This is a genomic window from Pseudomonas sp. DSP3-2-3, assembly GCF_049898225.1.
In the GTDB taxonomy this organism is placed as follows: Bacteria; Pseudomonadota; Gammaproteobacteria; order Pseudomonadales; family Pseudomonadaceae; genus Aquipseudomonas.
In genome coordinates, this window is sequence record NZ_JAFCXH010000067.1 from 1 (window position 1) to 4276 (window position 4276).

Genomic DNA, 4276 nt, shown 5'->3' on the forward strand with positions numbered 1-4276 from the left:
TGCCATCGTCGTTCGTGGAAAGCCTGGCCTCGGTGAAACTGCCCAACGGCCTGACCCGGTTATGGAAGCCCGATCTCGCGCGGTTCCGGCAGAAGGTTGTTCTGCCTTCCCGGGCGGCCGCCGATGCTCAGGGCTTGATCAAGGCTGAAGGTAAAACCTGGTTGCCCCTGGCCGGAGCGGTCTATCGCATAGAGTTCGATACAGCCTTGAACAAGTGGCGCGTCGAACATCCCGGCGACCTCACATCACACTCGCCCGTGCTTGAGCACAATGGCGAAGGGGTCTGGCGTTTTGAAGGCGAAAACCCCATGGGCTGGGATGAAACCGTCGCATTGAGACGCCTGAGCTCGGCCCATGAAGCCTTTGCCGATGAAACCTTGCAACACGTGCTGCGCGCCACCGGCGCCGATGAGGCGCTGTTGCGTCAGGTGCATGTGGAGAACTTGCCTGCGCCGGCGTTGCTGAGCGTGACCCTGCAGCGTTTTGGCATCGAGCAGCAGGTGGAAAACTTCATTACGCTGATGAGCGGCAGCAACCTGGATCAGGTCAGCACGGTACGGATCGAACCATTTCTCAAATTACTCACTTCCAGCCAGCGTTGGCCCTTGGCTCGAGGACTGCGCTTGCTGGATGAACAAAACGCCGTGCTCGAAAGCTGGAACATCACCCACAATTCCACGTCCGCGGTTCAGGTCACTTACAAGCCGGGCGGTATGACAGCCCTGCTCGACACCCTGCTCAAAAGCTTGCTCCCGGAGGAAGTCGCCAGTTTGCTGGGTGAAGAGGTCGAAAGCAGGCAGGCTCAGATTTTCTGCCTGGCGCGGAACCTGTCCGAGCTGGCTCAGGCCCATAAAGGTCAGCTGTTTGATGAACTTTACGCGCTGGATGAGCCCCTCGATGATCCGTTGATCAAGCTGATTCGCCGTGACTTCCCCGACATGCCGAATGCCATCGCTCGGGAACTGGTGGACTCGGCCAGCCCAGCGCAGAGGCAACGCATGGCCACGGCCAAACGCATCCCGTTGCCGATCGCCGAGCAGGCGCGGGAATATCAGCAACAGCTACGACTGAATCGCGCCAACGAGGGGTTTTACCGCGCGGTGACCAACAATCCGGACACCTTCAAAGCGGGATTTGGCCTGTTGCCGGATTTGCCGGGCTGGCCAGCCGACCTTGCCATTGAACTGCACGATGGCAGCCTTGATGGCGTGCAACTCGACATGCTTGGCAGCAGCCAGAGCACGCAGATCCGTCAGGTGCTGGTCAAGACCGATGCCGGGTATCAAACCTTCCGAAGCGATAGCAATCGGATCGGCCGTTTCGACCAGACGTTCTTTGAGGCTTTGTTACAGGCCTTGCCTGATTGGGCGCGCCGGGATATTGGCCTGCCTGCGGCGCCTACCGAGCGCGATTTGCGGGTATTGCTGGGCGATTACGCTGCCACCCGGCGCGGCAGCCTCACGCACCTGCTAAACATGCAACCCGTCAAGCCGGGCTTCGTCTGGCCGTATCGCCTGGCGGATGGGCGTGTGGGTTATCCCATGAGTGGACGCCTGCGCGGCCTGTTCAAAATGCTTGGGATGGGTGCTCATGACTATTCGCCGGAGCTGGCGATCAAGGCGCTTTATCCTGGATTTATTGATGACGAAGTGCATATGTTCCTCAATCAAATGCGTACCGGGTACACCGGCGAACCATGGGGCTTCAACGCCTTTGCAAAGGCGCGACTCAAACTGTTGGGAAAAGAATACAAAGCCCTGGAGAAAACCCTCGACGACTGGCTGGGTTGCGACCGAACCGCTCCAGGCAGCGGCTCCGCTGTTTCGGAGTCCACCTATGAAGCCAGGGCCGCTGTCGCCATCCGACTGAAACTGGGCTGGAAAAAAATGGGCATGCGGCGCTACAACGATATGGGCGAGTTCATCGGATACGAGCTGGATCTGAGTGACCTGAGCGTTTCCGGGTTGCCGGAATTGCACGCCAGTTTCGACCATATCGGCGTACTGCGCGCTGAACGCCTGGGCCTGACCACGACGCAGGCGCAACAGTTGCTCAAACCGTTCAAAAACCTGCGCCGCCTGGGACTCGACAGCAACGAACTCACTGCCTTGCCCGCCGCGCTGGGGCAACAGCGCAATCTTCAGGAGTTGTCCTTGCGTGATAATCCTCTGATCCTGGACGCGGCCTCTGCGCAACATTTGGGCAACCTGACTTCACTGAGAATCTTGCGGCTGGACAACTGCCCCATTGGCTCGCAACTGAATCTGCGCCCATTGACCGGGCTGGTGACGCTAGGCCTGCGTTTCACCGGCATCGACGCGTTGCCCAACGGGTTGTGGGATTGCTTCGTGTTGCACACGGTCGATTTGCGCAACAACCAGATCGTCACGCTTTCCGACGCCAGTCTGAGCAACCTCAACCGTGGTTACGTCAGGGTGCAGATGCATGACAACCCGCTGGACGAGGACAGCCTGCTGCGTGCCTCGGCGCTGCTCAGCGAACCGACCCGAACGCGTCTGGGTATCGATGACGCGCGCGTCCACGCCGAGCAACAACCCGGAGCAGATGCGGGATGGATGGAGAATGTCGCTGCTGCTGACAAACCGGCCAGAATTGTCAGGTGGGAGGATCTGGAAGCGGAGCCCAACGCCGAAGACTTCTTTCGGGTTTTACATGACCTGATCCACAGCTCCGATTTTGCGCAATATCAGAAAACCTTGAGCCTGCGGGTGTGGGCACTGCTCGACGTCATCGCGGAAAACCGGGCGCTGCGCGAGGAGGTGTATGCCCTGGCGATGCACCCGCAGACCTGTTCCGATGGCGTGGCGATGGTGTTCAGCGATCTGGAGCTGCATGTGCGGATCTTCAGGATCATGGCGTTGCCTGGAATTGCCGAGCATCCCGCCCGCATGTACAAGCTGGTCAGAGGGCTGGCGCGCCTGGACGATATAGAAAAAGTCGCCCTGGAGAATATCAGGATCAGGGAATTGCTCGGCGAAACAGTGGATCACGTTGAGGTACGGATGGCCTTTCGAACCGGCCTCGAGAGCCGGCTGGAATTGCCCGAGCAGGTACGCAGCATGATGTTTCTAGCACTGGCGGGCGTATCCAAACCCATGCTGGCGGATGCTGAAGCCCGGGTCCTCGCCCGGGAAGGCGAGCCGACATTCTTCCATTCTCTGGTTCAGCGCGACTTCTGGAAGCAATTCCTCGAGCAGCGCTTCAGCCAGCGATTCGAGACGCTTAACGCCCCGTTTTATGAGCGCCTGGATGCCTTGCATGACCGCCGCAGCGAGCTGTCGGATGGTGAATATCTGGAGCAGGTCGCTGCTATCCAGCGCGAGCGACAATTTGAAGTTGAAGCCGACGCCATCCGGCTGACCGAGGATATCGCCCGGCAGATAACGCGCAGGGAAAGTGTGGCAGCAGGTCCTTCGAACGGTTCGCAATGAATCGCGCCACCGCGAGGCGTCATCCTGCGGCGCTAAAAAGCCTAAATGTCGCCCTGCGGTAGCCTGTTATGTCACACGCCACTGTCAGATAAATACCGTGAATGACTTCTTTTCGAGTCATTCAAGGTATTTCCAATGTCCTCAACAGAACCCGCCACAGGCCAAACGCCTGTGGCAGCAACCCCGCCATCGTCCGGCGTCAGCGAGCACTTTGGTGCCGTACCCTTCGACGCGGGGCACACCAATCTCGAGTTTCTCAAGAGCAGCCTTCCAGCCTGGTACGTCAATGCGCCCAAGCTATTGCGCGAGGCGCTGCGCCAGAGCCAACTCAAGAGCCAGTTATCTCGACGTATCGTGGAGCCGATCAGATCACGCCTTGTTTCAATCGAAAAATTCGCCACGCCATTGCTGGAACAGGCTTTGTTCGAGCGTTTCAAACTGCGGCTGGACGTCACCGCCAATCAATTGGTGACCATGGAAATCACTACGCTGCTGCTGGTACAAACACGCCAGCCGATCAAACAGACGCTGCTGCACGCTGCCCTGCAGAATTTCGAAGCCAGCGAGACTGTCGAAGGCGGCCTTGGGCAGGGTGCCGCGCTGTTACCGGCGGAAGGTTTGCAGGTGGAACTGATTTATGGCACCGGCTTGCTGCCCTATATTCCGCGCTTTCGCTATCGCTATAAAGGCACGCTGGACATCAAGCCCGAGCAGTTCGCCGAGCTGAGTCGCACGCTGGATCTGGGTGGCCAATACCAGACGCACCTGGACAGTGTGTTCAAGCCCGTCACGCTCGATGGGCAACCACCGGGTTCGGCAGCACA

General features: G+C 59.0%; 2 protein-coding genes. Both read left to right on the plus strand.

The window, feature by feature from the left end; all coding sequences use genetic code 11:
- Window positions 1-3452: NEL-type E3 ubiquitin ligase domain-containing protein (locus tag ACP7E4_RS30250; protein WP_426119924.1), on the plus strand; the 3452-nt coding region annotated here is incomplete at its 5' end.
- A gap of 135 nt (window positions 3453-3587) precedes the next feature.
- The coding region (locus ACP7E4_RS30255; protein WP_426119922.1) for a dermonecrotic toxin domain-containing protein at window positions 3588-4276 on the plus strand (689 nt) is incomplete at its 3' end.